A 26,649-nucleotide genomic window follows, 5' to 3' on the forward strand; every position below is an offset into this window, starting at 1 on the left:
CGGTCGAGATATTGAACACGGGCCGAAAGATCTTGGCTAAAGAGATGCGCACGGTGGTTGTCCTTTTGCTCGCGGCATCGGCTACACATCCGCATTCGCCGCCAGCGCCAAGCCCGAGGCTGGCGTGCTGGCCACCTCCTTGCTGCGGTGGCGGCCATACACCAGCTCGAAGATCGGCGAGGCCATCAGCGTGGTCACGATCGCCATGAACACCAGCATGGTGAACAGGGTGGGCGTGATGATGCCGTGCTGCAGGCCGATGTTGAGCAGGATAAGCTCCATCAGGCCGCGCGCGTTCATCAGCGCGCCGATCGCCAGCGCCTCGCGGTTCGGCTCGCCGTTCATGCGGGCCGCCAGCCAGCACGCCACGCCCTTGCCCAGGATCGAGACCAGCAGGATGAGCAGCGTGACACCCCACAGCCACCAGCTGTTCACCAGACCGATGCTGGTATTCAGGCCCGAGAAGATGAAGAACAGCGGCAGCATGAAGTTGGTGACGATCGGCTCCAGGATCTGCTGGAGCCGCTTGGCGAAGAAGCCGCGCGGCATCGCGATGCCCAGGATGAAGCCGCCGAAGATCGCGTAGATGCCGATCACATCGGTGATCCAGGCGCAGAGCATCACCAGCAGCAGAATGAAGGCCAGCATGCCGCTGCCGATATCGCCCTGGCGCTCGGCCATGGCCCCCAGCGGGCGCAGCGCCGGGCGCACCGCCAGCAGCACGGTCAGCGCGTAGATCACGCCGCCGCCGATGGCAAACAGGGCGATCGCGGGGTTCTGGTTAAACACCGCCAGCACCAGCGCCAGGATGCACCACGAGATCGCGTCGTCGGTGGAGCCAGCCGCCAGGGCCAGCGTACCCAGCGACGTGCCGGTCAGCCTGCGCTCGAAGATGATCCGCGCCAGCATGGGGAAGGCGGTGATCGAGATCGCCGCGCCCAAGAACAGCATGGCCTGCCAGGGTACCACCTGATCGCTGAAGAAGCCGGGCTGGCCGATCAGGAAGGAGGCCACCACAGCGCCGAGCGCCAGCGGCGCGAGAATGCCCGCGAGCGATACCGACACCGCCGTGCGCATGCGCTGGCGGATCAGGCTGGTGTCGAACTCCACGCCGATCAGGAACATGTACAGCACCAGCCCCACCTGGCTGGACGCATAGATAATGCTCATCGAGGGGCCCTTGGGGAAGACCTGCTGCTGCAGATCCGGCAGCAGCAGGCCAAACAGCGACGGCCCCATGATCACGCCCGCGATCATCTCGCCCACCACCTGGGGCTGGCCGATCTTGCGCGCCAGCATGCCGACCAGGCGGCAGATCCCGAGGATCACGGTGAGCTGCAGGAAAAACTGGATCGATAGCTCGGAATTCGTCATTGCACCACTCCTATTCGCATAAAGAGGACACAAACTACGCCAGCAAACCAGTTTCCAACTGCGATGCAATACGCTGCCGCCAGATCGCGTAGGCAGGCTCGGCACCGCCCAGCGGCAGCCCGACAAAGGCCCGCTCCACGATCGCCGACGCCTGGGCGCAGGATGTGCCGCACAGCACCTCGCAGGCGAGGTCGGCGTAGGGGCCGGGGCTGTGGGCGCGCAGCCGCGCGTTGGCGGCGATCGCCGTGCCCACGCCCAGCTGGGCCGCGTGGGGGCCGGCCTGCTCGCGCAGGGCCTCGATGGCCGTGCGGCTAACCCCGCCGGTGTAGCCGCAGGCCAGCCCGATGCCGCTCCACAGGTCGCGCTGCCGCCCCGCCGCGAAGCCGCCGATGGTGGCGGCCACCTCGTCGATGTTGCCGCCGGAGAGGAACCAGATCGCGCGGCCAAGGCCGTGGTCGAAGGTGCGCCGCCCATACGCCGAGAGGTGGCCGGGCACCTGCTGGCCCTGCACAAAGCGGCGACGGGCGAAGAAGCCCTCGTGGAAGCCGTAGCCGTCGATCGCCATCCAGCACATCACCGGGTCGAGCCGCCGCAGGAACGGCTCGGGCCGCCGCCGCAGCCGCGCCAGGGCCAGCCCCGCGCCAATATGCACCGCGTAGGTGTATGGGCCGCCCGGCCCTTCCAGAAATGCCTTGGTACGATCCCGCCACGGGAAGGCGCAGTCCATCGCCGCCAGGCCGGTGCCCGCGCCCTCGTAGGCGAAGCCGCGGATCTCGGCGTCGAACGCCTCTAGGCGCGGCACCAGCACCTCGCTGCGGCTGTTCTGAAGGGTCAGCTGGCAGCCCTTCGTCACCGTCGAGATCACGGTCTCCAGGCGCAGCGCGGCCCGCTCGTCGCCTGGGCTGAACGATGTCGCCTCCTCCTGCGAGACGCCGAAGAACGGACGGAGCAGCTTGCCAAAGGTATTCAATGCGCCACCTCCTCGTGCTCGGCCAGGCCGTCGACCGGGGCCATAAAGCGCTGGATCAGGCGCTGCTGCAGCACCGCGAACGCTGGCTCGGGGCCGTCGAGCGGCAGGTTTTGAAACGCGCCGTCGACGATCCGGGCGGCGACGCTGCTGGATGTGTCGCAGAAGATCTCGCAGGCCAGATCGCTGTGGGGCACCGGGTTGCCCGCGCGGGTGCGGCCCTTGGCCACCACCGCCGCGCCCAGCGCCAGGTGCGGCGCGTAGCGGCCAGCCCCGCGCCGCAGCATCTCGATGCTCACCGGGTCGGCCCCGCCCGCGTAGGCGCAGCCGACCCCCACGCCGCACCACAGGTCGGCGTGCCGCGCGGTCGGGAAGCGGCTGACCGCCGCAAGCACCAGATCGACATTCCCGCCCTTCAGGAACCAGATCGCCCGCCCGATGCCCTGGCTGAAGATCCGGCGCGCGTAGGGCGAGAGGAAGTCGGGCACATCCTGGGCGTCGATGTAGCGCCGCTGCGCGAAGAAGCCCTTGTGGAAGCCGTAGCCATCTAGGGCCAGCCAGCGCAGCACCGGGTCGAGCTGCGCCAAGTACGGCTCGGGGCGGCGGCGCATCAGGGCCAGCGCCTCACCCACGCCGATGTGCACCATGTAGGTGTGGGCCGCCCCCGGCCCCTCAAGGAACGGCTTCAGGCGATTCCGCCAGGGCATGGCCACATCCATGCCGGTCAGGCCCATGGCCGCGCCCTCGTAGGCGTAGCTGCGCATGTCGGCGTCGATCTGGTTCAGGCGCGGGATCAGCGCCTCCAGGCGGCTGTCATCCAGCGTGGCGTGGTAGCCCTCAAGCGCGGCCAGCACGCCAGCCTCCAGCTGTTTCCAGGACTCGGTGTTGCCCTCGCTGAAGGCTAGCGCCTTCTTTGGCGAGACCCCGACCACCGGCCTGAGCATGTTTCCTATCAAGGTTGACACTAGATCCCTCTCTCAACGCTAATCTCGGGTGCGGAGGCCTGCTCAAGCTCGGCCAGCAGCCGCTCAAGCTCGTCGCTGTCGGCCTGCTCGATCAGAAGCTGGATCTCGTCGATAGGCGCGCCGGGCGCATGCTCGCCGCTCGGGTCGCCCAGCTGAAGCGAGGCCAGCACCCGCGAGGCCAGCTGGGTGATGGTGGTGCCCTGCAGCAGCTCCAGCACCGAGATATCGACCCGCAGGCTGGCCTCGATACGGTGCTTGACCTCGATCGCCATCATGGAGTCGATGCCCAGGCTGGTGAGCGTCTCGTGGCTGCTGAACTGCGCCGGGTCGAGCTGCAGCACCCGCGCGACAGTCTCGTGCAGGTGCGTGGCCAGCAGGGCCTCGCGCTCGGTCGCGGGGGTCGCGCCCAGCTGCAGCAGCAGCTCGTCGGCGCTGGCGTCGCTGGCGACCTGCTCCTCGGCCTGCTCGCCCAGCAGCGAGAACATCGGCGGCAGGCTGCCCACCGGCGAGGCCCCGCGCGCCACGGCCCAGTTCGCCACAATCGCGGTCAGCTGGGCGGGCCGCTGGCTGATCAGCCGCGCCATCATCTGCATGCCGATCTCGGGCGAGATCAGCTCGATGCCGCGCCGCGCGTAGAACTGCTCAAGGTGCAGCTGCTCGACCATGCCCACCGACCACGGCCCCCAGCCGATACTGAGCGCGGGCAGCCCCAGCGCCTGGCGGTGGCAGGCCAGCGCATCGAGGAAGGCGTTTCCGGCGGCGTAGTTGCCCTGGCCCAGCGAGGCGATCACCGAGCCGGTGGAGGAGAACAGCGTGAAGAAATCCAGCGGCTGGTCGGCCAGCAGCGTGTGCAGCAGCCAGCCGCCGCGCAGCTTGGGCCGCAGCACGCGCTGCAGCGTCTCGGCGTCCATGCGCAGCAGCAGCTCGTCCTTCACCACCCCGGCGGTGTGGATGACGCCGCGGATCGGCGGCCAGCCCTCCTGCCGGTAGCTGCTCAGGAAGTCGGCCAGCTGGGCCTCGTCGGCCACATCCACCGGGGCCAGGTGGATGCTCGCGCCCTGGCGCTCAAGCTCGCGGATGGTCTGGATGGCCTGGTGCTGCGGGTGGTCCGGGGCGATCTGGCCCCAGCCCGAGCGGTGCGGGGTGCGCGTGCGGCCCATTAGGATGAGCCGCCGCGCGCCATGCGCCACCATCCAGCGCGCCACCAGCAGGCCCAGGCTGCCCAGGCCGCCGGTGATCAGGTAGCTGCCGTCGGCGCGGAACGATGGCGTGAGGGTCGGCGTCAGGCGCGCGCTCGGCAGCAGGCGGGCCACATAGCGCTGGCCAGCGCGGAAGCCCACCTGATCCTCGCTGGTGGCGTGCCAGATCTCATCCAGCAGCAGCGCGGCCTGCTCCTCGGCGGGGCCGAGGTCAAGGTCAATCAGGCCGCCCCACATGCTGGCAAACTCCTGGTGGCCGATCACGCGGCCCATGCCCCAGAGCGGGGCCTGGTCGATGGCCAGCGCGGTGGGCGCGGGGCCGACGGGCTGGGCGCGCTGGGTCGCCAGCCACACGCGCGGCAGCTGGCCCCAGCTGCTCTGCGAGAGCGCCTGGATGGTGTACATGAGCGCCTGGACGCCCAGCAGCTGCGCGCGCTCTAGGCTGTCCAGATCGGGCGTGTCGCCAAAGGGCGAGTCTAGGCCCCACAGGTACACCAGCCGCGTCAGCGGCGTGTGGCCCGCGCCAAGCGTGGCAAACAGCTGCTCGAACTGCTTGGGGCTGGCCGGGTCGACCGTGTAGTGGCAGCCCAGGGCCGCCGGGTCGCCCGCGCCGCTGTGGGCGATCGCCACATACTCCTGGCCGCTGGCCTCCAGCTGGCGCATCAGCGCCGCCGCCACCCCGCGCCGGTCGGCGAAGATCAGCCACGCGCCAGCGGGCACATCTAGCGCGGCTGGCCCCTCGGCGTCGCGCTCCTGCGGGTGCCACTCCAGCTCGTACAGGCTGCGGTCAAGCCGCTCGGGGGCGAGGGTGATCGAGGCTTCGAGCGACTGGGCGCGGAAGCCCTCGATGATCGCCAGCAGGCGACCGGCCTGATCGACGATCTGGATATCGCCGACCACCAGCCGCTCGTCGGCCTGGCGCAGCTGGGCGTGGGCAAACATGTGCGCGGCGGGCGGCGCAAGCACCTGGATGCGATCAACCCCGACCGGCAGGTAGGGCGTGCGCTGGATGGATGCTGCGGGCCGGGGCGCGGCCAGGATGACCTGGAAGGCCGCATCCAGCAGCGCGGGGTGGAAGCCGTAGCCCGCCGCAGCATCGCCCAGCGCCTCGGGCACGCGCAGGTGCCCCAGCACGCCGTCGTCGCCCGCCCGTACGCCCTCGACCGCCTGGAACTGCGGGCCGTACTGGAAGCCCATGGCCACCGTCTGCTCATAGAACTCGGCCTTGGTGGTCTCCAGCGGGTAGGCGCGGCGGATAGCATCCAGGTCGATCTGCGGCGCGCGCTCGTTTGGCGCGAGCTGGCGCAGCTTGGCCACCGCGTGCAGCATCCAGCGCGTCTCGCTGGTGGGCGTGTAGCTATAGATCTCGACCGTGGCGCGCTCGGGGTTCAGCACAGTCTGCAGGCGCGGGTCGGAGGCATCGGGCAGAAACAGGGCCTTGCGAAACTCCAGATCTTCCACCACAAACGCGCCATCGCCGAACAGCTCGCGGGCCGCCGCCAGCGCGATCTCGACAAACGCCGCGCCCGGCACCAGCACGTTGCCCTGGATGGCGTGGTCGGCCAGGTAGGGCAGCTGCCGCCCGCTCAGCTCCAGCTCCCAGGTGGGCTGGCCCGCCGTCATGCGCTGGCCCAGCAGCGGGTGCGCCGGGCTGGGCAGGCGGTCCTCCTGCGACTCGACCGACTCGGTCCAGTAGTGCTTGAGCTGCCAGGGGTAGCTGGGCAGCCGCGTGAACGAGGCCGTGTCGGCGCAGAAGCGCTGCCAGGTGATGGGGAAGCCCTGCGCGTAGAGCGCGCCCAGCGAGCCGAACATGATCTGGCGGTCGTTTTCGCGCCGCCGCAGCGAGGGCAGCACGGTGCCGGCCTGCTCCTGCTGGCCCAGCAGCTCGACGATCGAGCTGGCCAGCACCGGGTGCGGGCTAAGCTCGACAAACACGCTGTAGCCATCCTGGATGATCTGGCTGACCGCCGCGCTAAACAGCACCGTGGAGCGCACGTTCTGCCACCAGTACTGCGCATCCACGCTGCGCCCCTCGATGCGCGTGCCGGTGACGGTGGAGTACAGCGGGATGCTGGTGCTGCGCGGCCTGATCTCGGCTAGGCAGGCCACCAGCTCGTCGCGGATGGGGTCCATAAAGTGGCTATGGTATGGCACCTTGCCCATCAGGAAGCGGTGGAACACCTGGAACTGCGCAAACTGCTCGGCCATCGTCTCCAGCACCGCCGGGTCGCCCACCAGCGTCACGGCGCTCGGGCTGTTGATCGCGGCGATCGACACGCGATTGCCCGCATCCTGCACCGCCTGGCCCAGAGTCTCCGGCGTCATGCCCACGGCCAGCATGCGGCCCTGGCCGCTGGTGGTCTGCTGCAGGCGGCTGCGGTGGTAGATCACCGTCACCGCATCCTCGAAGCTCAGCGCCCCGGCCAGGTAGTGCGCGGCGGCCTCGCCCGCGCTGTGGCCCACCACCGCATCCGGCTCGATGCCCCACGAGCGCCAGAGCGCGGCCAGGCCCAGCTGGATGGCGAAGTTGGCGGGCTGCGCGACCTCAGTCTCCTCCATCCGCGAGCTGGCCTCATCGGCCAGCAGCGCGTCGATCACCGACCAGCCGGTGTGGCGGCGCAGCGCCGCATCCACCCGCTCAAGCTCGGCGCGGAACACCGGCTCGTGCTGCAGCAGGTCGCGGCCCATGGCCCACCACTGCGGCCCCATGCCCGAGCACACGAACACCAGCCGGGGCCGCTCGCCCAGCGGCGTGCGCCCAGCGGCGATGCCGGGCCGCGCCGTGCCCGCCAGGAAGGCGTCGAGCTGCGCGACCGCCTCCTCCTTGGTGGATGCGACCAGGGCCAGCCGGTGGTCGTGGTGGCTGCGGCGCAGCGCGGCGGAGTAGACCACATCGTCGAAGCGCGCCGAGGTGGCGGCCAGAAAATCGCGGTGGCGCTGGGCCGAGGCCGCCAGGGCCTCGGCGCTGCGGGCCGAGATCGGCAAAATGGATGGCCGGGCCGCCGCGCCCGCGTCGGGCCTGGCCGCAGGCGCGCGCGGGGCCTCCTGCAGCACCACGTGGGCATTGGTGCCGCCGAAGCCGAACGAGTTCACGCCCGCCAGCGCGGGGCGATCCGAGCTGGGCCAGGGCTGAAGCTCGGTGGGCACGCGCAGCTGCAGCTCGCCAAACGGGATGTCGGGGTTGGGGCTGTGGAAGTGCAGGTGCGGCGGGATCTGCTTGTGCTTCAGGATCAGCGCGGTCTTGATCAGGCCCGCCACGCCTGCCGCCGCCTCCAGGTGGCCGATGTTGGTCTTCACCGAGCTGATGATGCACTGCTCGCCAGCCGGGCGGCCCTCGGAGACCACCGACCCGATCGCCCGCGCCTCGATCGGGTCGCCGACCGGCGTGCCGGTGCCGTGGGCCTCGACATACTGGATGTCGCGCGGGGCGACCCCGGCGCGCTGGTAGGCCAGCCGCATCGCGGCCTGCTGGGCCGCGCCATTAGGCACGGTGATCCCGTTGGTGTGGCCATCCTGCGTGACGGCGGTGCCGCGGATCACCGCGTAGATCGCATCGCCATCGGCCTGAGCCTGGGCCAGCGGCTTGATCAGCACCACGCCAGCGCCCTCGCCGCGCGCGTAGCCGTTGGCCGAGGCATCGAAGGTCTTGCAGCGGCCATCGGGCGAGAGGAAGCCGCCCTTCGACTCGGCGATCGTCATCGTCGGCGCGATCATGGCGTTGGCACCGCCCGCGATCGCCAGCGAGCACTCGCCGTTCCAGATGCTCTGGCAGGCCAGGTGCACCGCCACCAGCGAGCCGGAGCAGGCCGTATCCACCGCCATGCTGGGGCCGTGGAAGCCGAACACGTACGAGATGCGGTTGGCCAGCATGGTCATCATCATGCCGGTAGCCGAGTGGGCCTGCAGCTCGTAGCGGCTGTACACGCCAAAGTTCTGCATCAGCTGGTAGTCGAGCGTGAAGCCGCCGATGAACACGCCGGTGTCGCTGCCCTCCAGCCGATCGGCCACCAGCCCGGCGTCCTCCATGGCCTCCCAGGCCACCTGCAGCAGCATGCGCTGCTGTGGGTCGAGCCACATCGCCTCGCGCGGCGAGATGCCGAAGAACTGCGCGTCGAACTGGTCGATCCGGTCGAGGTAGCCGCCGTGGAAGGTGTTCATCTTACCCGACTTCTTGGTGTCGGGGTCGTAGAAGGTGCGCGCGTCCCAGCGATCGGCGGGCACATCCCTGGTGGCATCAACCCCGGCGCACAGCAGATCCCAGAAGGCCTGCGGGCTGGTCGCGCCGCCCGGGAAGTGGCAGCCCACCCCGATGATCGCGAGCGGCTCGCGAGGGGTTGCCCCGCCTATCGCATCGGCGGTCGAATGTTGTTCATCCAGCATAGTGTTCCTCTGTCGGGCGAGAGCGCAGCCTGCTTCATGGCAAAAGAAGGCGGTCCCCCGGCGTAGATCGTTGGTTCGGTGCCACATCCCAGCTAGCGCGACGGCGACCCAGCCGCCCGCTCGCGCAGGCCCAGCGCATCCAGGTGCTGCTGCAGGCTGTCGGCGATCGCGCCGCACAGCTGGGCCTGGGCGCTGTGCAGGAAGAAGTGCCCGCCTGGCAGCATGGTCAGCGAGCAGCCCGCCCCGGCGTGGCGCGGCCACTCCTCCAGGTCGGCGGTGCTGATCCGCACGTCGTCCAGCCCGCCGAAGATCGCCAGCGGGCACTCCAGCGGCGGCTCGGTGCGGTGCTCGTAGGTGTCGCACAGCTCGAAGTCGGCCCGCAGGGTCGGCAGCATCACCTTCATCAGCTCCTCGTTCTGCAGGATCATCTCGGCGGTGCCCTCGGCCCGCAGCACCACCTTGAACACCTCAGACGGCAGGTGGTAGATCTTGAAGTTCGGGTTCGGCAGGTGCGGCGCGCGGTAGGCGGCCAGGTACAGCTGCAGCGGCAGCCTGCCGCTGGCCCTGCGCAGCTGGCGGGCCAGCTCGAAGCTCACCAGCGCGCCCATGCTGTGGCCATAGAACGCGAACGGCCTATCGAGGTACGGCTCGATCGCCGCCGCGACCGCAGCCAGCAGCGGGCCGATGCGCGTGAAGGCGGGCTGGCCGATCCGGCTCTCGCGGCCCGGCAGCTGGATGGCGCACAGCTCCACATCCGGCGGCAGCGCCTCGGGCCAGGTGCGGAACACCGACGCGCCGCCGCCCGCGTAGGAGAAGCAGAACAGCCGCATGCGCGCGCCGGGGTTGGGCCGGTAGCGCACCACCCAGGGGCTAGGCTCGGCCTCGGCGGCGGCGGTGAGCACCGGTGCCTGTCCGCTCGACTGCCGGAGCCGCTGCAGCAGCATGGCCTGCTTGGCCGGGTCCAGCGCCGCAATTCGCTCGGCAACATCTTTCATCCTGCGATCTCCTGTTGCTGCTCGTAGGACTGGCCCAGGGTGATCCAGCCGCTCTGGGTCGGGTTGGTCAGCTCGTCGGCCTGGTAGATCGCCACCAGATCGAGCAGCGCCGCATCCTCTTTCCAGCGCCGGATCTGCTCGCGCACCGGCTCGGCCATGGGCTGCTCCTCGTAGCGCGCGATCACCGTGCTCACCAGCTGCCCGGCCAGCTGCTCTAGGAAGCGCACGTTCTTGGCGAACTGCGCCCGCAGCTCCTCCTGCGGCAGCTTGGCGGTCATGCCGATGTGCAGGCGGGCCATAAAGTCGAAGTCGTAGTAGCTGATGAAGATGTCGGAGGCGTCGCCCTGGGCGATCAGGTGCCAGTCGCGGAAGAACTTCTGCACGTGCTCGCTCAGCTGCGAGAAGTGGAACAGCTTCAGCACCATGTCGGGGCGGTCGCCCAGCGACACGTACTGGTCGTGGAAGTACAGCAGGCCCGGGATCGCCCAGTACACCGCCGTATCCCAGATCACCTTGGCCACCATGATCTGCGCGTTGCCCATCAGCGGGTACTGGCGATAGTAGGTGCTCAGCCACGACTCCGACATCATGAGCATGAGCTTGTTGTGGATGGCGACCGGATCCTCGACATCCTCGCCCCTAAGCGCGCGGGTGACGATGTCGCACACCAGGCCGTTGCTGATCGCCATCAGGTCGCCGCCGGGCGAGTACAGCGGGTCGAGCGCCACCGCCGCCTCGCCGATCAGGCACCAGCGGTCGGTCGAGTAGAGCTGCTCGCAGCTGTAGGAGTAGTCCTTCATCACCCGGAAATCCTGCAGCTGCTCGCGGTGGCGCTCGATGATCTCGGCAAACTGCGGCTCGTGGGCGTACAGCCACTCCAGTGCGCGGTCGAAGCGGTTGAAGCCCTCGAACGGGTGCATCTCGGCGTCGGCCACGATGCCGATGCTGGTGGAGCCAGAGGCCAGCGGGATGATCCAGACCCAGTAGCCGTCGCCCATCAGGTGGTTGGTGCTCAGCTGACGGCGGCCCTCGCGGATGCGGGCGTGCCATGCCGGGTCGTCCGACCAGTCGTTGACATCGATCGGGTGGCCCAGCCGGAACCATGCCGAGTTGGCGTGGTGGTCGACCTTCTTGGCCAGGCCCAGCTGGCGCTTCAGGAACGAGCTGCGCCCGCTGCCATCCAGCAGCCAGCGCGCCGCGACCTGCTGCTCCTGGCCCGCCTCGTCAGCGATGCGCAGCAGGTGGGTCTCCTGCTCGGGCCGCAGCTCCACCTGCTGCACCTTGGCCCCGTGCAGGAAGCTGATGCCTCGGCGCGGCAGCTCGGCGCCCAGCATGTTCTCCAGGCGGCCCCGGTCGAGCTGGTAGGTGCCCACGCCCGCCGGGGGCAGCCGCGCGTGGCCCAGCTCCACCCGCCGCGTGATGTCGCGGTTGTCGCCCAGGCTGAAGAACATGCGCAGCCCGAACTTGCGCAGCTGCTGGCTCTCTAGGTGCTCGCCCAGGCCCAGCACATCGCGCAGGTAGTGCGCCGCGATCTCCACCGTCGACTCGCCCACCTTGTGGGCGGCCTCGGGCACCGGGTGCGGCTGCCGCTCGATCACCGCGATGCTGGCCGCCGAGTTGTGCTGGCGGATCTGCAGCGCCAGCGTGAGCGCCGCGATGCCGCCGCCCAGAATCGCCACATCGTAGGCCGCAGGTGCCGCCTGGGCGCGCTGGCCCTCGTGATGGTCGGTCATTAGACAACCTCCTCGTGCGGCATGCTGCGCGACTGGCCCAGCGTGATCCAGTTGCTGTCGATCGGGTTGAGCTTGTCCTGCTCGCGGTAGATCGCCACCAGCTCGGCCAGCAGCGGCTCGGCCTGCCAGCTCGCCACCTGCTGCTGGATGGCCTCGGTCGGCGGCAGCTCGGACACCCGCTCGCTCACCACGCTCACCAGCTGCCCGGCCAGCTGCTCCAGCAGGCGGGTGTTTTTCGCAAACTGCAGCTCTAGCTCGTCGTCGGGAAGCCCTGCGGCCATGCCGGTGTGCAGATCGACCAGGAACTCCAGTAGCGAGTAGGGGTCGGCGAAGGTGTCGGTGGCGGGCTGCTGGTCGATGGCGTGCCACTCGCGGAAAAACACCTGCACGCGGGTGTGCAGCTTCCAGCAGCGGTAGATGTCGCTGAACACGCCGGGGCGATCCGAGAGCTTGCGCAGCGTGTCGTGGAAGTACAGCAGGCCGGGGAAGGCCCAGTAGATGATCGTGTCCCAGACCACCTTGGCCACCATCACCTGGGCGTTGCCCATCAGCGGGTACTGGTGCTGGTAGGCCGAGAGCCAGACCTCGGCCAGGATGAGGTACAGCTGGTTGTGGATGGAGAGCCGATCCTCGATCTCCTCACCATCCAGGCTGCGGTTGATCAGGTCGCAGACCAGGCCGTTGCCGATCGCGATCAGGTCGCCGCCCGAGGAGTACAGCGGGTCGATCGACACCGCCGCCTCGCCGATCAGGCACCAGCGGTCGGTGGAGTAGACCTGCTGGCAGCTGTAGGAGTAGTCCTTCATCACTCGGAAGTCCTGCAGCTGCTCGCGGTGCTGCTCGACGGCCTCGGCGCACTGCGGCTCGTGGGCGTGCAGCCACTCCAGCGCGCGGTCGAAGCGGTTCATGGCGCTGAAGTCGTGGATGTCGGCATCCGCCACAATCCCGATGCTGGTCGAGCCAGAGGCCAGCGGGATCATCCAGACCCAGTAGCCGTGGCCCATCAGGTGGTTGGTGCTCAGCGAGCGCTCGCCGCTGCAGATGCGGTCCTTCCAGGCCTGGTCGTCCGACCAGTCGTTGAGGTCGATCCGGTGGCCGACGCGGAACCAGACCGAGTTGGCGTGGTGCTCGACCTTCTTGGCCAGGCCCAGCTGGCGCTTCAGCAGCGAGCTGCGCCCGCTGCCATCCACCACCCAGCGCGCCGCGATCTGCTGCTCGTGGCCGCTCTCGTCGGCGATCCGCACCAAGTGCGTCGCCTGCTCGGGCCGCAGCGCGATCTCCTGCACCTTATGTCCAGCCAAGAAGCTGACGCCCAGGCCCACGATCTGCTCGCCGATCGCGTTCTCTAGGCGGCCACGGTCCAGCTGGTAGGATGGCAGCGGGGCCGGCTCGATCTGGCCGTACTCCACGCGGCGGGCGATGTCGCGGTTGTCGGCGGTGCTGAAGAACATGCGCAGCCCGAACTTGCGCAGCTGCTGGCTCTCCAGGTGATCTTGGAGGCCCAGCACATCGCGCAGATAGTAGGCCTGCACCTCCACGCTCGACTCGCCGACCTTGTGGGCGGCCTCGGGCACCGGGTGCGGCTGCTTCTCGATCACCGCGATCGTGATGGCTGGCCGCTGCTGCTTGAGCTGCAGCGCCAGCGTCAGCCCGGCGATCCCGCCGCCCAGAATCGCCACATCATAGGTCATCGACGCATCCTGCCTATCGGCCCCCTCGTGGTGATCGGTCATTGGAGAACCTCCTGTCGCTCGCGAAGCTGATACTTCAGGGCGATCCAGCTGCTGTTGATCGGGTGCGCTCGGCTCTCGCGCCGGTAGCGGGCGATGAGCTCGGCCACATACGGGTCGGTCTGCCAGCGCTGGATCTGGGCCATCGCGCCGGCCTGCTCGGGGTGGTCGGCGGTCTCCTCGATCACCATGCTGATGATCTGGCCCGCCAGGCGCTCGAAGAAGCGGACATTCTCGGCGAACTGCGCGTCCAGCTGGGCGGGGGCCAGGCCCGCCGCCATGCCGGTGTGCAGCTTGGCCATAAACTCCAGCGGGCCGTAGAGATCGACAAAGGCGTCGGTGATCTCGGGCTGGTCGATGGCGTGCCACTCGCGGAAGAAGGCCTGCACCCGGTTGCTCAGCGTCGAGATCCGCGCGAGGCTGGTGGCCACACCAGGGTTGTCGGCGATGCTGCGGAAGGCGTCGTGGAAGTACAGCAGGCCGAAGACGCCCCAGTAGAATGCGGTGTCCCAGATGATCTTGGTGATCATGATCTGGGGGTTGTCCATCAGCGTGTACTGCTGCTCGTAGATGCCCAGCCACAGGTTGGCCAGGTTCAGAAACAGCTTGTCGTGCACCATCGCGCGGGCCTGCACATCCTCGCCGCGCAGCGCGCGGGTGACAAGGTCGCAGACCAGGCCGTTGCTGATGGCGATCAGGTCGCTGCCCGGCGAGTACAGCGGGTCGAGCGCCACCCCGGCCTCGCCGGTCAGGCACCAGCGGTCGGCGGAATAGGCCTGCTCGCAGCTGTACGAGTAGTCCTTCATCACCCGGAAGTCCTGCAGCTGCTCGCGCTGCTGATCGAGGATGGCGGCCAGCTGCGGCTCGCGCTCGCGCAGCCACTCCAGCGCGCGGTCGAAGCGGTTGAAGCCCTCGAACGGGTGCATCTCGGCGTCGGCCACGATGCCGATGCTGGTCGAGCCAGAGGCCAGGCGGATGATCCAGACCCAGTAGCCATTGCCCATCAGGTGGTTGGTGCTCAGCGAGCGGTCGCCCATGCTCACGCGGGCCTGCCAGGCCGGGTCGTCGGTCCACTGCTTGATGTCCAGCGGGTGCGCGATCCGGAACCATGCCGAGTTGGCGTGGTGCCGCACTTTCTTGCCCAGGCCCAGCTGGCGCTTCAGCAGCGAGCTGCGGCCCGTGCTGTCCACCACCCAGCGCGCCTCGATCTCCTGCTCCTGCTCGGCCTCGTCGGCAATCTTCAGCAGGTGGGTCTCGCTCTCGGGCCGCAGCGCGATCTGCTTCACCTTGAAGCCGTGCAGGAAGTCGATGCCCTGCTCGGCGGCGATCCGCTCGCCCAGGGCGTTTTCGAGGCGGCCACGGTCGACCTGGTAGGTGTGCAGCGGCGGGAACACCGTCGAGCCAAGCTCCACCCGCCGCGCGATGTCGCGGTTGTCCTCGGCGCTGAAGAACATGCGCAGCCCGAACTTGCGCAGCTGCTGCGACTGCAGGTGCTCGTCGAAGCCCAGAATGTCGCGCAGGTAGTGCGCCGCGATCTCCACCGTGGACTCGCCCACCTTGTGGGCGGCCTCGGGCACCGGGTGGCGCTGCTTCTCGATCAGCGCCACCCGGATCGAGGGCCGCTGCAGCTTGAGCTGCAGCGCCAGCGTCAGCCCGGCGATCCCGCCGCCCAGAATCGCCACATCATACGTGCCCGGCAGGCTGTCCGACGGTGCCTTCTTCCCCTGCAGCTGCGTCAGCAGCTGCGCCCGTTGCTCTGGCGAGAGCGCGGCAATACGATCCCTGAGATCACTCATCAAGCGCCATCCTTTTTTCCATCACCTGAAGCGTGAAGACCGAGAAGGGCTGAGCTTTCGCTCTGTCGCTCTATCGCTATTGACCATCCAATCGAAGCTCCCCGACCAGGCCGCCGCGCCCGCTCAGATCTGCTGCTTGATCTGCTGGCTGGCCCGGTGCGCCAGGCCCATGATCGAGAGCATCGGGTTGACGCCCACCGCGCTGGGGAACACGCTGCTGTCGCAGACATACAGCCCCCGCACGCCATGCACCTGCTGCGCGCCATCCACCACCGAGGTGCGCGGGTCGCCGCCCATGCGGCATGTGCCCATCTGGTGCGCCGAGAACATGATGATCTGGTTGGGGCCAAGGCCGTGGCGCGCGATCTGGCGGTCGAAGGCCCGCCGCGCCTCCTGGGAGACCGTGCCGTCTGCCGAGCGCCACAGCGTGGTCGGGCGGTTCTGCAACGAGATCACCCGCTGAGCACCGGCGGCCAGGTGGATCGCGGAGCCTTGGCGCAGGCCGTGCAGGATGTGCCTGCGGTCGTAGGCCGAGACGGCGTAGTCGATCACCGGGTCGCCCGCCCGATCCAGCCGCACGCGGCCCTCGCCCCGGTCGCGGGTGAGGATGAGGATCGAGGCCAGATGCGCGGCGCGGGCCATCTCCTCGCGGTAGTTCTGGGCCGAGTACCACGGTGTGGCCATGCCGAACAGGCCGGGGTGGGTGGGCGCGATCTCCAGCTTGTAGCCGTAGGTTCCATCCAGGTGCGTGAACTGGTCGGAGTAGGCCGACTGCAGCACGCCCTGCCAGGCGTTCACCCGCTCGGCGTACACGCCCACGCTGATCGCGGTGGGGTGCAGGTGCAGGTGCCGCCCGATGTGCGGGTTCTCCAGCCCCGAGCGCTGCAGCAGCCCGGGCGACTGCAGCGCGCCTGCGGCCACCACCACCGTGCCCGCGCGGATGTGCAGCTGGTGCTCCTGGCCGGTCTGCGGGTCGCGGGCGGTGGCCCGCACGCCCACCGCGCGGCCCTGCTCGATCTGCACCTGCTCGGCGCTGCAGCGGATGACCAGCCGCGCGCCGTGGTCGTAGGCGTCCTGCAGGTAGGTCTTCAGCGTCGACTGGCTGCAGCCGTGTCGGCAGCCGAAGGCGCAGCTGCCGCAGCGCTGCTCGCAGCCCATCGCGTTGCGCGGCACCACACCCACGTGGTAGCCCAGCGCCGCCGCGCCGTCGGCCAGGTGCTGATTCTGGCGGTTGTGCTGGCTGTTGGCGGTGTTGATGCTGAGCCGCCGCTCGACTGCGGCGAAGCTCTGCTGCAGGTCGGGGCCAGTGAAGCCGCCCCGCAGGCCCGCCAGCGCATCCCACTCGGCCAGAATGTCATCGGGCGTGCGGAACGAGGTCATCCAGTTCACCACTGTGCCGCCGCCCAGCGTGCTGCCCGCCATCATAATCAGGCCCAGATCGCTGGTGCTCAGCGCGCCGCGCCGCAGGAACATCTCGGGCATGGCCTGCGACTCGTGCCAGCTGAAGCTGCCCTCGTGGCTGTAGCCGCCCTTCTCCAGCACGATCACGCGCTTGCCCGCCCGCGCTAGCTCGCCCGCCACCACGCCGCCGCCCGCGCCCGACCCGATCACCACGGCGTCGGCCTCCAGCACGGTGTCGGCGCGGATGACCAGCGGCTCGATCGGCCTGGGCGCGGCGGGCGGCGCGGGCGGCGCATCGTAGCCCAGCACCGCCCAGGCGGGGTTTACCCCCTGCGCATCGAGCGCCGAGTAGTAGATCATGCCCGCCAGCCGCTTGATGCCCTGGTAGCCCTGGCGGAACGGCGGCAGCGGGCTGTTGGCCAGCGCCAGCAGAAAGCGCTCGCGCCGGGCCTGCGGCATGGCCATGAACGCCTGCGGGCTGCCAGCGAGCGCCAGCCCCACCGGCGCGGCGGTGAACAGCTTCAGGAACAGTCGCAGGCTGGCGTGGGTCTCGGCGCTCTCGCGCGCCAGCTTCTCGGCCAGCGCCCGGGCGACATCCAGATCGCGCGCGCTGCGCCGGAAGTAGGCCCTGGTCGCCTCGGGGCTGCCCGCGGGCGGCTCAAGCGCGGGCAGCAGAGTGTCGCAGATCGCCTCCAGCACCGCGAACTCGCCCGCCGAGAGCCAGCCAGCGATGCGCTCGGCCCGCTCATGCGCTCGCGCAGGTGATAGTGTGGCCATAGAGCGTGACGCCGCCTTTCTTCAGTATCGCCCGCGCTAGCCGACTGCCGCCACATCCGCCGGGGCCGTGCGCTCGACCGCGCCGCCGTACCACTCCTCGACGATCGCGCGGATCTCGGCCACGCCCTTGTTCAGGCTGTTCTCGCGCACCTCGCCGGGCCGCGCGGTGCTCTCCGCCAGCACGCCGCGGATGTCGGCGAAGCCCATGAAGCGGAACTCGGTCTTGGCCAGCGACACCGCGTGCTCCCAGTCTGGCCCGAACATGCCAAACGACCCGTCGGTGCCGGTGCTGTAGGTGCCGGATGCGGCCACGATCGCCAGGCCCTTCTTGTCGGTCAGCAGGCCGCGGTAGCCGCCGCGCGGGTGGCGCTCGAAGGTGTCGCCCTGCAGCATCACCGAGTCGAACCAGGCCTTGACGGTGGCGGGCATCGAGAAGTTGTACATCGGGAAGGCCACCACGACGATGTCGCTGGACTTCAGCTGCGCCGTCATGCGGTCCATATTGGCCAGCGCCGCCACCGGCACGTCGCGCGGGGTCTCGCCGTCGAGGCGGGCGTAGTAGGCTGCGATCGCCGCTGGCGAGAGCAGATCGGGCACATCCTGGCAGAGGTCCAGCTCCTCCAGCTCGGCGTCGCCGATCGCCTCGCGGAACGCATCAACCAGCCTGCGGGTGAGCGAGCGCGTGTTGGGCAGAAAGTGCACCAGCAGCGTTTTCATAGAATGGCTCCTTTCGTGTGAGGGAAACTATGCGGCGCGGGCGTGGCCCAGCTCGTCGATGCGCGGCGCGAAGGCGGCCTCGATCCGCTCGCGCCAGCTGCGGTGCTGCGGGGCCAGGCGATCGTCGGGAAGGTCGGCCAGCGCGGCCTGTGCCACCTGGGCGGCATCCTGGGCGGGCATCCCGCAGAACACCTGGCAGGCCAGCTCGGTGGAGGGCGGCAGGTAGCCCGAGCCGAGCCGCCGCTGCGCGGCCAGCGCGCCCGCCACCGCCAGCTGCGCGCGCTGCGGCCCCGCCGCCGCCCACAGCTGCTCGCAGCCCTGCGCCCCCGCCGTGCCGCCCGCGTAGGCGCAGGTGAAGCCCACGCCGTTCCACAGGTCGGGCAGGCGCGCGGCGGGGAAGCCCGCCACGGTCGCGATGATCTGCGCTATATCGCCCCGCCGCGCAAACCAGATCGCGCGGCCCAGGCCCTGGTCAAACATCCGCTGGCCATAGGCCGAGAGTCCGTCGACCACCGCCTGCTGCTCGATAAAGCGTCGTTGGGCAAAGAACCCACGGAAGAAACCGTAGCCATTCATGATCATCCAGCGGAAAACCAGCTGATCCTGCCGGGCCAGGAAGGCCTCGGGCCTGCGGCTGCGCAGCATGGCCAGCGCCATGCCAGCGCCGATGTAGGCCGAGATGGCGTAGGTGTCGGGCAGCGCGGCCACGTAGGCGGGCAGGCTGCCGCCGCGCGGGCGCAGCACATCGAACACCGCCAGGCCCAGGCCCACGCCCTCGTACGCGAAGCCGCGCCACTCGGTGTCGATCGCGCCCAGCCGGGCCTCCAGCACCTCGGGGCGGCTGTCCTCCAGCGTCGCGCGCAGGCCATCCATCACCATGGCCATGGGCTTCTTGTCGGGGTCGCTGATCTTCGGCACCAGGCCCGCGACCGGCCTGCACACCCAGCGGAGCAGTGAAGTCGTCACAGCAGCACCTCCTCGCGCTGCGGGGCGCTGGCCGCCAGCAGCACGGCGATCCGCTCGCGCCACACGCCGTGCAGCGGCGCGCTGGTCTCGGGCGGCAGCTCGGCCAGGGCCGCGTTCGCCAGGCCCGCGGCCTGCTCGGCGGGCAGCCCGCAGAAGGCCAGGCAGGCCCGGTCGGTGTGCGCGGTGATGTGGCCCAGGCCCAGCCGCCGCTTGGCCGCCAGCGCGCTGGCCAGCGCCAGCTGCGCGCGGTGCTCGCCCGCCAGCTCGCGCAGCCGCGCCAGCGCCTCGGGCGCTATGGCCCGCCCGGCGTAGGCGCAGGCGAACCCCGCGCCGCTCCACAGGTCGGCCTGCCGCGCCGCAGGGAAGCCCGCGATCGTGCTGGCCACCCGCGCCACATCCTCGCCCCGCGCAAACCACACCCCCCGGCCCAGGCCCTGGTCGAACACCCGCAGGCCATAGGCCGAAAGCCCCCCCGGCACCCGCTGCAGATCGATGGTAGGGCGCGGCGAGTAGAAGCCCCGGTAGAAGCCGTAGCCATCCATCACCATCCAGCGGAAGGCCGGGTGCTCCTGCCGCAGCAGAAACGGCTCGACCGCGCGGCTGCGCATCCGCCCCAGCGCCAGGCCCGCGCCGATGTAGGTAGGGATGAGGTAGGCATCCTGGATGAAGCGGGTGAACGCCGGAAAGCGCCGCTTCCACGGGCCGAGCGTGTCAAGCACCGTCAGCGCCACCCCCGCGCCCTCGTAGGCGAAGCCGCGGAAGTCGACATCCACGCCCTCCAGCCGCTCCACTATGCGCTCAAACCGGCTGTCCTCCAGCGTCATCCGAAACCCAAGCATCACCGTGGCGAACACCTGGTTCTCTGCGCCGGTCCTCTGGGGCAGCGCGCCAAGAATCGATCGGCGGAGCTGCTGGGAAAGCGAAAGACGCACCATGTCGCTCCTTGTCACGCCGATGGCGAGACAGATAGGCCCTGGCTAGGGGTGGTAGGACTATTGGGAACACTCAAGCGATGTGCACAGTATAGCCAAGAAAATACATCTGCCTATCCCACATTTATAGGAGATTGAGAAAAATAATGATGTACGGCGAAGTCCTCAGTTCTGAGGATATACATCCGGGGGACAATCACTATACTCGTACTCTGAGCCAAACTCACAGCTTATAGCGCACTCCCAGATCGTGTACCTCTACCAAAAGGAGCGACCAGGCATGAAAATCGACGAGCTCTTCGAGATGCTGCCCGAGAAGTTCAACGCGGCGGCGGCGGTCGGGCTGAACAAGACGCTTCAGTGGAATATCATCGGCGAGGATGCGGGCGTGTGGGCGTTCCAGATCGCCGATGGCGTGGGCAAGGTGATCGCGGGCGGGGTCGAGCAGCCCGACGCCACCTTCACCGTCACCGCCAAGGACTGGCTGGCGATCGCCGAGGGCAAGCTCGACTCGATGCGGGCCTTTATGACCGGCAAGCTCAAGGTCAACGGCGACATGTCGCTGGCGCTCAAGGTGCCCGAGTTCTTCCCGGTCAGTTTCTAGCTGGCGCGCAGACCGCCCATCGGTAGGCCCAAGCAACCGCAGCCCATACATGCCAGGAGAAAAACGATGACGGTGACACACCCATTTGCGCTCTACAGCGAGAGCGGCGAGGCCGGAGTCAAGTCGGCGGAGATGGCGGCGCTGTTCGCGCCCGATGTGATCCTCCACAGCCCATTCCTGATCAAAAATGTGAGCGGCAAGCAGATGGTGATCCACTTTCTGGCCGAGGCTTTCCGGCTGGTGGGCTACCCCAAGTACGCCATGCAGCTCACCGACGGCCAGCGCATCACCGCCCTGATGTGGCGGGGCAATGTCCAGGGCAACGAGATCCAGGGCACCATGGTGGTCTACGAGGGCGAGGATGGCCTCATCCACGAGCTGCGCAGCTACCTGCGGCCCTTCCAGGTGGTGGCGCTGCTGCGCGACGCCATCCTGCCCGCCGCCGCCGCCTCGCTGCCCAAGGAGGAGTACTGGGACAGCGCGCCGCTGGGCTTCCCCGAGGCGGGCGATGGCGCAGCCACCGCCGCCGCCCTGGCCGCCCCATCGCCCGCCGCCGAGGTCGATCTGCTCTCGCCCTTCTCGGTGCGCGCCTTCCAGGGCAAGCGCATGCAGTTCGTCAGCAGCCGCCCCTACGCCGAGGTGCTGCAGAACCTGCGCGAGCTGGTCGAGACCAAGAACTTTCTCAAGGCCGCCGAGAAGGGCAACACGGTGGTGCCCAAGGACTTCGAGAAGCTGGTGCAGAAAGAGGTCACGCCCGCCAACTTCGAGCAGGTCTTCAAGTCCCAGCTGGGCGAGCACGACTTCATGCTGTTCTTCGAGTTCGACCAGAGCATCTGGCTGCCAGCCTTCGGCATCCACCGCAAGGTGATGCGCTGGGTGATGGGCAACCCGTTTATCGCGATCACCATGATGCGCCACGACATCACCGCCAGCCTGTTCACGCCCGTGGAGCTGCTGCTGTTCCAGAACGACGGCGACGATGGCTCGACGATCATCTACAACCTGCCGTCGTCGCTGATCGTGCTGGATGAGCACCCCGAGCTGCTGGCGGCGGCCCAGAGCCTTGACCAGAAGCTCTACAATGTGGTCAGCCGCGCCACCGGTGTGGAGGCGAACTAGCCATGCGCGCAGGGCCGACCGGCGGCCATGCGTGGTGCGTGGCCCGGTCGGCCCTGGGCTGGTGCGCCTTCGTCCACGGCGGTGGTGCATGCCCTGCGCGGGCGGTGAGAAGCGAGGCCTCGGCACTCGGCACGGGTGCGCCATCAGCGATGGCAGGTGTTCTTGTTCGGTGGGGGGATGCCCTGCGCGGGTGATATCACAGGCTACGCACACTCACCTATGGTGTCACCTTCTTGCTTCTCATCAGCGATGGCGGGTGTTCTTGTTCGGTGGGGGGATGCCCTGCGCGGGCAGCGCCTAGGGGCTAGCCCCTAGGAACCCCACGAGGGGGTGTAACCCCCTTCGAAACCCCCAATTTGAGGCGTTCCGATGCCGTTTCCTGGAGGCTAACGTTCGTGCATATGGCCATCAAAACACGAGCGACACCTTCGCCGCATGGGCCAGGTGGGTAGGGCTGGCTCCGACCATGCTCATGATCTTCCCTTCCCTTGGTGCCTTGGAGCCTTGGTGGTAAATCGGTTCTTTTCTTCCCTTCGTGTCTTCGTGGTAAATCGGTTCCCTTGGTGCCTTGGAGCCTTGGTGGTGAATCGGTTCTTTTCTTCCCTTCGTGTCTTCGCGTCTTCGTGGTAAATTGGTCCCCTTGGTGTCTTCGTGGTGAAGTGGAGGTTGCCCATGGACCCGATCCCGCCGTTCTCCGGCTTCCCGCAGGCGGGCCTCGATTTCCTCGGCGAGCTGGCCGAGAACAACAGCCGCGAGTGGTTCGAGGCCCACAGGGCCACCTACGAGCAGGAGCTGCTCGCGCCAGCCCAGTCGTTCATCGTCGCGCTCGGCACCCGGCTGCAGGCTTTCTCCGACGAGATCGGCTACGACACGCGCACCGATGGCCGGGGCGTGCTCATGCGCATCCACCGCGACACTCGCTTCAGCGCCGACAAGTCGCCCTACAAGACCCGGCTGAGCGGGCTGTTTCGCGAGGGCCGGCTGAAGAAGATGGAGAGCCCGGCCTTCGGCTTCCAGATCGACGCCGAGGGCATCGAGCTAATCGCCGGGCTGCACAAGTTCTCGCCCGAGCTGCTGAGCGCCTACCGCAGCGCCGTCCTCGATGGGCCGACCGGCGCGGCCCTGGCCCAGGCCATCGGCGCGGTCGAGCGCGCTGGCGGCTACCGCGTGGATGGCAGGCACCTCAAGCGCATCCCGGCGGGCTACGATGCCAGCTACGCCCACGCCGACCTGCTGCGCTACGACGGGCTGTACAGCTTCTCGCCCAAGATCCCGGCCAGCGCCATGGGCACGCCAGATCTGGCCGACATGTGCTACCAGCACTTCCAAAACATGGCCCCGATCTGCACCTGGCTGAAGGGGGCGCTGTTCGCGCACGCGGCGTGCTAGGCCGCGCCGTCCCCCCATCGCGGCAGCAAAAACAGGCCCCTCCCCCGCAGTGTGGGGGAGGGGCCTGCGGCGTGAGCGGGCCAGGCGCTGCCTAGCGACCAGCCAGCACCGGCGTGGTCGCCTTGCTGCCCGCCAGATTGGTGAACAGGTCATCGAGCACCAGATTGGCCAGCAGGTACGACTGCGAGCGCCACCAGTAGCCGGGCACGAAGAACGCCTTATTATTCTTCACCGCGCCCAGCTTCAGCCAGATCGGGTCCTGCTGGAACGACTTGACGAAGTCGCCCTCCTTCGCGGCGGTGGCCGGGTCGGTCGAGGCGTAGGTGAAGTAGAAGATCGCGTCGCCGTCGGCCAGGTCAAGCCGCTCCTTCGAGATCGAGATGTACTGCGACGCGTTGTAGCGGGCCTTGGCCTCGTCGCCCACCAGCGACTGCGCCTCGGGGCGCGACAGCCCCACATCCGACAGGATGGTGCCGGGCGGCGTGTCGGGCATCCACAGCGACTGCACCTCGCTGGTCACCGACATCACCGAGACCTTGATGTCCTCGGGCTTGCCCAGCGCCGCGCGCAGCTCGGCCACGCGGGCCTCGTAGTTGGCCAGCATCTCGCCGTAGTAGGCCTTCTGGTTCAGGGCCTCGGCCCAGAACTCGGTGCCCAGCTTCCAGTCGTTGTACACATCGGCCTTGGCCACCACCACGGGCGCGATGGCGCTGGCCAGCTTCACGTCGATCGCATCGCTGGTGGTCAGGATCAGGTCGGGCTTGACCAGCGCCACCTTCTCCAGCTCGGCGGGGTAGCCCACGCGGTTGTCGATGGTGCCCAGCTTCTCGGCGTACTGCGGCAGCAGCAGGGGCATCTCCTGCAGCAGCCAGTCGGCGGTGAGCACCGGGGTCTTCCCCAGCATCAGCAGCAGCTCGACCGAGGCGATGTCCAGGGCCACGATGCGCTGGGGGTTCTCGGGGATGCAGAGCGGCGCGGTCTCCAGCAGCTTGTGGCTGAACAGGCGCTCGCCCGCCTTGCAGGTCGGGGCATCGGCGGCAGTCGTGGCCTCAGCGGAGGCCTCGGGCGCGGCCTCGGATGTAGCGGCGGCCTCGGGCGCGGCGGTGGCCTCAGCTGTAGCGGCGGCCTGGGTGGCGGGCGCGGCGGTGGCCGCAGGCGCGGCGGTGGGCTGGGCCGCCTGCTGGCCGCCACAGGCTGCCAGCAGCGTGGCCAGCAGCAGAAGCATTGATGCTTGGCGTCTCATTGGGGCGTTCCTTTCAGCGGACTGCAAAGGGCATAGCTTCGCCGCACCTCGCGCGCAGAGGCGCAGAGGCGCTGACGGTGGCGGCCCGTACAACGATAGCTGATGTTATCCTGCGAAAATCCGCATTAGAGTATAGTAATAACGGCTATTTGTCAAGTTATTACTATCGTTATCGCGCATATGCTGCCGCCGCTGGGCGGGCTTGGCCAGCGGGCCTGCGGCGTGCGCCTTTTCAACCTGGGCGCATGGGGACGCGGCGCACCATGGCGATGGGGCGGGCTATATGCCCGCCCCACACCGCATGTCGGCAACCAGCAGGTGCGCTGGGTCAGGCGAACCGGAACGACGCCAGACTGGCGCGGCCCTCGCCCTGGTAGCGGAAGTACAGCGCGTGCACCCCATCGGGGATCTGCACATCGCCGCAGTAGTCGGTCCACACATTGGTGAAGTCGACCGCGATGCTGCCCAGCGTCGGCCCATCCCACGCGGTCGCGACCTCGAAGCTGCCCCGGCAGTAGCCGCGCACCCGAATGTGGATCTGCCGCACACCCGCGCACGCGAAATACTTGAACCCCGCCACCGCACCATCCATCATGTTGGCCACATAGCCCGGCTCGCGGTCGTCGTCCCGGCCATCCTGCGTGATCAGCGGGAAGCGGTTGTCCGGCCAGGCCGCCTGCGCAGTGTAGAGCGAGGGCGTGCGGCAGAACAGGTTGCAGGCGATAAAGGCGGGGTACTCGCCCGTGGCCGGCAGCGGCTGTCCCAGCATGCCCTGCGACGTGATGCTCACCTGGGCGATGCTGCCGTCGTCGGCGATGACCACTGGCTCGATGCAGCCCTGGCGGCAGAAGGTGGTGCCGTGGGTGTGGCGGTGGTAGAACACATAGTGGCGCTGGCCGATCTCCACCAGCCCGCCGTGGTTGTTGCCGCCGTAGTAGGCGGGCATATCCTCCGGCTTGTAGCCGCCGATGTGCAGATCGTTGTTGCTGACGATCACCCCGCCGTAGCGAAAGTCGCGGTCGGGCCTGTCGCTGGTGGCGTAGCACAGCTCGTGCATCACCACCGACGAGTACACAAAGTAGTAGCGACCACGCAGCCTGCGGATGCTCGACGCCTCGAAGAACTCGTGGCCCTCGAAGCCCGAGCCTTGGCCGTAGGGCCTGCTGGGCACGATGATGCTGGGGCCTTCGGTCACGGTCAGCATGTCGGCGGCCAGCGCGCAGGCCATCGCGCCGTGCCTGCTCTCGTCGCCGCCGGAGCAGAAGCCGGTGTACAGGTAGGTGGTCTCGCCCTCGGTCAGCACGGCGGGGTCGAACTGCGGCTCATCCCCGGCCCGCTCGCCCAGCAGCTCGCCGCTGGCGTGGCGGACATAGCCGTAGAAGGTGTAGGGGCCAGCCGGGCGGTCGGCCACAGCCACCGACACGATCGAGACCTTGTCGAGCACATAGTAGAGGTAGAATCGCCCGTCGGGGCCTTGGGTCACATCCGGGGCGTAGAGGCACATGGCCCCTGCGGGGTTCAGCGGGTCGTCGGTCTTCTTGTAGCTGACGCCCTCGTAGCGCCAGAGCGTCAGGTCGTCGACCGGGGCCGACCAGCAGACATAGTCGTTCAGGCAGAACACATGGCCGTTGAATCTATCGTGCGAGCCATAGACATAGACCCGATCGCCAAACACGTGCGGCTCGCCATCGGGGACATACTCCCACGACGGCAGGTAGGGGTTCCCAAAGGTTCGATACTCGCTCATTCTCCCAGGCCCTTTCATCAGACGTGTGCGCCCTATTATCACACATGCGCAGGGCCTGGGTGCGATCTCGATGCGCTCGGCGTTCTTCGATGCGGGCGGGCATAAAGCCCGCCCCTACGGGTGGGGCATGGCGGGCACGCGATGATTGCCACGCCCATCGCCGACGTCGGGGCGGGTCTCGTGCCCGCCCGCGCCGTGCGCATCGTATCGCGCCGGGGGCATCCGCGGGGTTTCGATGGGCGCGGCGGGGGGCGATGCGGGCAATGGTTTTCGGTGTGGGCGGGCATAAAGCCCGCCCCGACGTCATGGTGTTCATCGGGCGGGCACACGATGATTGCCGTGTGTTTCGCCGCCGTAGGGGCGGACCTGGTGTCCGCCCACGCCGTGCGCATCGCGCCCATCGTGTTCGCATCTCGATGCGGGGCGATGGCGGCGGCACGCGGCGCATCGCGGGTGATCATCGCGCCGCGCCGCGTGCATCGCGTGGGGTTTCGATGATCGCGGCGGGGGGCGATGCGGGCGGACACGAGGTCCGCCCCTACACCCGTGGCATGTCATTGGGTGCATCGAGCGGGCATTTCGATAATCGCAATGCGCATATCGCCGACGTCGGGG

At 68.6% G+C, this 26,649-nt stretch carries 16 protein-coding genes; 2 read left to right on the forward strand and 14 right to left on the reverse strand.

The genetic code is table 11. From position 1 onward, the window contains the following. Positions 1 to 81: 81 nt before the first annotated feature. From F8S13_11500 to F8S13_11555, 12 genes are all read right to left on the reverse strand, one after another. A complete protein-coding gene (locus F8S13_11500) occupies positions 82 to 1,374 on the reverse strand; it encodes a cation:proton antiporter (GenBank protein KAB8142873.1) in 1,293 nt (430 codons plus the stop codon). Positions 1,375 to 1,408: 34 nt separating this feature from the next. Further along, a complete protein-coding gene (locus F8S13_11505; protein ID KAB8142874.1) occupies positions 1,409 to 2,344 on the reverse strand; it encodes a DUF1702 family protein in 936 nt (311 codons plus the stop codon). Beyond that, a complete protein-coding gene (locus F8S13_11510) occupies positions 2,341 to 3,306 on the reverse strand; it encodes a DUF1702 family protein (protein ID KAB8142875.1) in 966 nt (321 codons plus the stop codon). The genes F8S13_11505 and F8S13_11510 overlap by 4 nt, the downstream gene beginning before the upstream one ends. Continuing rightward, positions 3,306 to 8,972 (reverse strand): type I polyketide synthase, encoded by a 5,667-nt coding sequence (locus F8S13_11515; GenBank protein ID KAB8142876.1) that lies wholly within the window; start codon positions 8,970 to 8,972, stop codon positions 3,306 to 3,308. Before F8S13_11515 ends, F8S13_11510 begins: the two co-directional genes overlap by 1 nt. A gap of 5 nt (positions 8,973 to 8,977) precedes the next feature. Further along, positions 8,978 to 9,829 carry a thioesterase gene (locus F8S13_11520; GenBank protein KAB8143140.1) on the reverse strand — a complete coding sequence of 284 codons (852 nt, stop codon included), beginning with the start codon at positions 9,827 to 9,829 and terminating at the stop codon, positions 8,978 to 8,980. A gap of 47 nt (positions 9,830 to 9,876) precedes the next feature. Then, the gene (locus F8S13_11525) at positions 9,877 to 11,613 is read right to left on the reverse strand and encodes a halogenase (GenBank protein ID KAB8142877.1); all 1,737 of its coding nucleotides are present in this window, start codon (positions 11,611 to 11,613) and stop codon (positions 9,877 to 9,879) included. Continuing rightward, positions 11,613 to 13,292: a halogenase gene (locus F8S13_11530; GenBank protein ID KAB8143141.1), complete on the reverse strand. Its 1,680-nt coding sequence runs from the start codon at positions 13,290 to 13,292 to the stop codon at positions 11,613 to 11,615. Before F8S13_11530 ends, F8S13_11525 begins: the two co-directional genes overlap by 1 nt. Positions 13,293 to 13,342: 50 nt before the next feature. Beyond that, the gene (locus tag F8S13_11535; GenBank protein KAB8142878.1) at positions 13,343 to 15,139 is read right to left on the reverse strand and encodes an FAD-dependent oxidoreductase; all 1,797 of its coding nucleotides are present in this window, start codon (positions 15,137 to 15,139) and stop codon (positions 13,343 to 13,345) included. 123 nt (positions 15,140 to 15,262) lie between these two features. After that, a complete protein-coding gene (locus F8S13_11540) occupies positions 15,263 to 17,317 on the reverse strand; it encodes an FAD-binding protein (protein ID KAB8142879.1) in 2,055 nt (684 codons plus the stop codon). 36 nt (positions 17,318 to 17,353) lie between these two features. Beyond that, on the reverse strand, positions 17,354 to 18,034 hold the full coding sequence (locus tag F8S13_11545) for a hypothetical protein (GenBank protein KAB8142880.1): 681 nt from the start codon (positions 18,032 to 18,034) through the stop codon (positions 17,354 to 17,356). A 27-nt stretch (positions 18,035 to 18,061) separates the two neighbouring features. Beyond that, positions 18,062 to 19,000, reverse strand: coding sequence for a DUF1702 family protein (locus F8S13_11550; GenBank protein ID KAB8142881.1), 939 nt, complete (start codon positions 18,998 to 19,000; stop codon positions 18,062 to 18,064). Continuing rightward, positions 18,997 to 19,935 (reverse strand): DUF1702 family protein, encoded by a 939-nt coding sequence (locus F8S13_11555; GenBank protein ID KAB8142882.1) that lies wholly within the window; start codon positions 19,933 to 19,935, stop codon positions 18,997 to 18,999. Before F8S13_11555 ends, F8S13_11550 begins: the two co-directional genes overlap by 4 nt. A 277-nt stretch (positions 19,936 to 20,212) precedes the next feature. On the opposite strand from F8S13_11555, the gene F8S13_11560 reads away from it, so the two are divergent. Both F8S13_11560 and F8S13_11565 read left to right on the forward strand, forming a co-directional pair. Then, a complete protein-coding gene (locus tag F8S13_11560; protein KAB8142883.1) occupies positions 20,213 to 20,536 on the forward strand; it encodes an SCP2 sterol-binding domain-containing protein in 324 nt (107 codons plus the stop codon). A 1,791-nt stretch (positions 20,537 to 22,327) separates the two neighbouring features. Beyond that, a complete protein-coding gene (locus F8S13_11565; protein ID KAB8142884.1) occupies positions 22,328 to 23,044 on the forward strand; it encodes a DUF2461 domain-containing protein in 717 nt (238 codons plus the stop codon). 91 nt (positions 23,045 to 23,135) lie between these two features. Here F8S13_11565 and F8S13_11570 read toward each other — a convergent pair whose 3' ends face one another. Next, positions 23,136 to 24,287, reverse strand: a complete 1,152-nt coding sequence (locus F8S13_11570; GenBank protein KAB8142885.1) for an iron-siderophore ABC transporter substrate-binding protein — start codon at positions 24,285 to 24,287, stop codon at positions 23,136 to 23,138. 328 nt (positions 24,288 to 24,615) lie between these two features. Then, positions 24,616 to 26,034 carry a family 43 glycosylhydrolase gene (locus F8S13_11575; GenBank protein KAB8142886.1) on the reverse strand — a complete coding sequence of 473 codons (1,419 nt, stop codon included), beginning with the start codon at positions 26,032 to 26,034 and terminating at the stop codon, positions 24,616 to 24,618. Between the last annotated feature and the right edge of the window lie 615 nt (positions 26,035 to 26,649).

Source organism: Chloroflexia bacterium SDU3-3, assembly GCA_009268125.1.
Taxonomy (GTDB): Bacteria; Chloroflexota; Chloroflexia; order Chloroflexales; family Roseiflexaceae; genus SDU3-3.

Excerpts from the sequence above, each read along its gene's own strand:
- F8S13_11565 (KAB8142884.1), top strand. The coding sequence starts at position 22,328 with ATGGACCCGATCCCGCCGTTCTCCGGCTTCCCGCAGGCGGGCCTCGAT.
- F8S13_11540 (KAB8142879.1), bottom strand. The coding sequence starts at position 17,317 with ATGGCCACACTATCACCTGCGCGAGCGCATGAGCGGGCCGAGCGCATC.
- F8S13_11555 (KAB8142882.1), bottom strand. The coding sequence starts at position 19,935 with ATGGTGCGTCTTTCGCTTTCCCAGCAGCTCCGCCGATCGATTCTTGGC.
- F8S13_11500 (KAB8142873.1), bottom strand. The coding sequence starts at position 1,374 with ATGACGAATTCCGAGCTATCGATCCAGTTTTTCCTGCAGCTCACCGTG.
- F8S13_11575 (KAB8142886.1), bottom strand. The coding sequence starts at position 26,034 with ATGAGCGAGTATCGAACCTTTGGGAACCCCTACCTGCCGTCGTGGGAG.
- F8S13_11520 (KAB8143140.1), bottom strand. The coding sequence starts at position 9,829 with ATGCTGCTGCAGCGGCTCCGGCAGTCGAGCGGACAGGCACCGGTGCTC.
- F8S13_11545 (KAB8142880.1), bottom strand. The coding sequence starts at position 18,034 with ATGAAAACGCTGCTGGTGCACTTTCTGCCCAACACGCGCTCGCTCACC.
- F8S13_11570 (KAB8142885.1), bottom strand. The coding sequence starts at position 24,287 with ATGAGACGCCAAGCATCAATGCTTCTGCTGCTGGCCACGCTGCTGGCA.
- F8S13_11560 (KAB8142883.1), top strand. The coding sequence starts at position 20,213 with ATGAAAATCGACGAGCTCTTCGAGATGCTGCCCGAGAAGTTCAACGCG.
- F8S13_11535 (KAB8142878.1), bottom strand. The coding sequence starts at position 15,139 with ATGAGTGATCTCAGGGATCGTATTGCCGCGCTCTCGCCAGAGCAACGG.
- F8S13_11525 (KAB8142877.1), bottom strand. The coding sequence starts at position 11,613 with ATGACCGACCATCACGAGGGCCAGCGCGCCCAGGCGGCACCTGCGGCC.
- F8S13_11515 (KAB8142876.1), bottom strand. The coding sequence starts at position 8,972 with ATGTGGCACCGAACCAACGATCTACGCCGGGGGACCGCCTTCTTTTGC.